This is a genomic window from Providencia sp. M-27, from assembly GCF_011077905.1.
GTDB lineage: Bacteria > Pseudomonadota > Gammaproteobacteria > Enterobacterales > Enterobacteriaceae > Providencia > Providencia huaxiensis.
In genome coordinates this window covers 1-3,593 of the sequence record NZ_JAALBT010000046.1, presented here as the reverse complement: position 1 = coordinate 3,593, position 3,593 = coordinate 1, and the positions used below count along the sequence as shown (strand labels likewise).

The 3,593-nt window shown below is 39.6% G+C and carries 3 protein-coding genes; all 3 read right to left on the bottom strand.

The features are described from left to right. Window positions 1–553: 553 nt before the first annotated feature. A complete protein-coding gene (locus G6Q48_RS21765; protein ID WP_166268380.1) occupies window positions 554–1,030 on the bottom strand; it encodes a hypothetical protein in 477 nt (158 codons plus the stop codon). After that, a complete protein-coding gene (locus G6Q48_RS21760; protein ID WP_166268378.1) occupies window positions 1,030–1,539 on the bottom strand; it encodes a hypothetical protein in 510 nt (169 codons plus the stop codon). The genes G6Q48_RS21765 and G6Q48_RS21760 overlap by 1 nt, the downstream gene beginning before the upstream one ends. A gap of 1,222 nt (window positions 1,540–2,761) precedes the next feature. Beyond that, window positions 2,762–3,202 (bottom strand): hypothetical protein, encoded by a 441-nt coding sequence (locus tag G6Q48_RS21755; protein WP_166268376.1) that lies wholly within the window; start codon window positions 3,200–3,202, stop codon window positions 2,762–2,764. Window positions 3,203–3,593: the final 391 nt, after the last annotated feature.

Here is a 3,593-nt window from a genome sequence, read left to right as displayed (position 1 = left end):
AATGCACCACTTGATTGACTCGGACTTAGCCCGGTCTCCGAAAGGATAAACAGGCAAATTGTGGTAGTAAAACGTACCGGAAAACGAAATTCCGGCTCTGCCTCCGAATCACGCTGCGGTATCGAAAGATTACAGTGCGTACCTGATAAGAGCACCAATCAACGGACTAGGGATTTCTTGGATTGCGAAGTGTCAAAAGAAGCCCAACTTAACCAGACTTAGCCAGATTAGCGAGCTAAGAAGCCATGACCCAAGAACCGATCATGGAGAAAAGCAAAGACAAGATGACGCTGTCGCTTCGCTCCGTTTTTGATTAGTACCACATTGGGGCATATAGGTTTTTTTTACTTAAATTTGACAAATGAAGGGACCTGGAGCATGATCTGTTATGTGAAAGGGCTTCTTTAGAAAACAACCCAGAACTAGTTTTCTAATGCGTAGTCACCAAGCTTAACTGGGATAGCTTGCTGATAGCCACATATTCATATATGAATATGTTCTCTGACCCCTAAGAGCTAAAGAGAAGCCACGAGCTATCAACCTAACTAATTACCTATATAGGTGGTAATAAATTACCTATTAGCGTTCCTTTTGCCACCCTGCTTCCATATGCTGAAATAATCGAATAAGCGCAACTACCTCCAATATTTTTTTTCTCAATAACAACACGGCCTATAGCCGAATTTAAGATAACAGGTCTAGTTATTGATGCTGAAAAATCAACAAATACATCAACACCTCCCTGTAGAATATTACAAATAACCAAAGCAATTTCTTCTGGTGAATTTATTGCTAAATCCCGCTTGTGCTTATCCCAAATATGCCTTGCTCCATATCCTCCACGTCTCTCACGACCAAAACCTACATCACCTAATTTTAAATATATATCACCCTCTATTATGTTTGAGTTATTGGGGGGTATCCGACCAAATGAAACATCACCTGTTAATGGATTTTTTATTAAAGAATTCTTTGTTGTTTTAGCTGACATCACCCCCTCAGTAAGAGTACTGCTATCAATCAAATCCATTACACAACAGTCCCCACGTCAGACATTCTACTAATAAGCCCATAATAAAGTTCATCTTTTTCCATATCCTTATATAGCTCCTCTACTGCATGAAAAGGATCTAAAATAAGAACGTAACTAAATTCATCATACATACCTAATTTAGATTTAATGAACCCCATAGACTCAAGCTTCCTCATGCGTCCATGCCAAGCAGTTAAAGCCCGTTGACCAGAAAACCCAGATTCAAATGCAAATCTTTTTTTCTCTTTTATTTCAATAAAACTATGACTAAAAACATTACAGAGTAATGATAAATATGTAGTCGACACAGGAAATCCTTTCCCTGAAAATTTATCCATAATTCTTGATAACTGAGGTAATGTTCTCGGTACAGAAGCAAAACCCTTATAAACTTCTTTCTCCCATAACGATAAAGATTCAATTTCATCACCCCATACTTGGTTCCTTATCGCCAAACGTTTTTCATCTTGTTTTTTCTTACCAATTGCTACTGACAATTTAGACATAACAAATCTCCTTAATACAACCCATAATACAATTAAATACTTAAAAATCAATGAGTTAATAAAATACCCAATTGAAAAACTAGCAATCAAACAACAGTCAAAACCGCACTCCAGAAGAAATATAAATTACAACTTAAATATTGAAGTGCAATATATATTACACAAAACTTCCGCAAGAATTTGATTTTAATATGTTTATTTCAAAATCTACGTTATCCCAGTTATCACCGTTATCTTGGTTATCACGGTTATCCCTGTTATCCAAGTAGAGGGTTGTAAGGGAGAAGGGGGGAATTGGCGCATTAGGAGATAAATATTTAATATTGAGATCAAATTTACGTTCTTATAATCCCTTTTATGTTAAACGGGCGAGTTAGTTAGCGAAAACCGCCCGTTCATCCCCATTAAAGCCCCTCAAAACGATTTTAAGACACGATCACCCTATAAAACACCCAAATCCACGCTGAAAGTTTAGAACGGTTTTGCGAGCTTCTGAGTGCGTTTTTAACATCATGCAAACTGACAAGTAAAACGATGCGAAATCGCTGAAAGTCACAAACTTGTTTTGTGGCAAGAAGCGATTTGACCAACTGAGTGAAACGAGGGCGGTAGGCTTTTTGTTTTTCTCCTGATGAGCGTCCAGCGAAGAAAGGGAAAAACAGGGGGAGCCGAAACGAAATGACACGCCCCAGCGATGGCAAGTGAACCCCAGTGAACGTTTTTCGTTTTGGGGGCAAAGCCCCCCGTCAAGCGAAGCGTCTGACCACCACATTTTTGAGCGACCAAATATAGGGGCGAAAAAAGGGGGTGGTCAGACGAACGCAGTGAGTTTGACGGGCTTGGGTGAATGGCTTTTTTCGCAGGCGTCCAGCCGAAGAAAATAGCCAGAGGGCGGAGCCTTATGTCATTCATTTTCGTCCAGAAAATGAGTGGCATTGATACTGAAAGTATCATGGGGTGTAAGTTAGTAAAACTATGATTTTACCCATTATTTTAATCGTTATTCTGCCCGTTATACCTAAATTGGGTGCAATAACGGGTAAAGTAATAGGTAGAATAACGGGTGGATTAATGGGTAAGAAACAACACAACGTCATCTTGTGTCTATCTCTTATTTTGTATCTTATTCTATGTATTATTCTACCTATTACAGACGAAATAGATAAAATAAGAGATAGAATAATAGATAGGATAATACATAAAATAATAGGTAAACCTAACGTCAGCGCACCTTTTCTTCGAGCTGTTTTAGCATCGAAATATCACCTAATAACCGTTGATTTTTACCCGTGAAAAAGATGATCGGACTGACATTTGCATTATCAATACTTCGGCTTAACTGAATCCCCATCGCCTGATAGTCATCATCGTTTGTACAATGATATAACGCTAAAACAAGCTGACATTGTTCGGAGGTTCCGCACTCTATTGCCCAGCGGATCAACTCCGAAAAGGTCAATCCGTTCGGTTTCCAGCGTTTTTTGTGCCGTGACGCTAACGCCTTAAATTTTTCACGCCCTTGATTATATTTTTCCGCCCCGATCATCGGATCTTCACAACGAACGCCCTGCACGGGTCGCTTATCAAATGACAATTCCCATAAATTTAATTCTTCGATGTATTCGTAATCTGCTGGCGATGCCAAACGAAATAATTGAGACATAGAGATCCCCTCCGATGATGTGTGAACGGAGATAGTATAAGGCTTTCGGGAAATTCCGCTTCCTCGACGTGAAACAAGTTCACGCCTTGCGGCGAGCGTTGCGATTTGAAAACATAAAGGATTTTTTTATAAACTCTAGAAGGTGCAGAGCCGAAATGATTGTGACATCACTTCGGCTCTGCTAATCTAATTCGCGTGCATTCGTTGCTTCGATTAGACCTCGACAATCCAATCTTAGCAATGGGAAGCTAGCTTGTCACTACTTCCTTAAAACCATTCAACGACATTAACTCAAATGCACCACTTGATTGACTCGGACTTAGCCCGGTCTCCGAAAGGATAAACAGGCAAATTGTGGTAGTAAAACGTACCGGAAAACGAAATTCCGGCT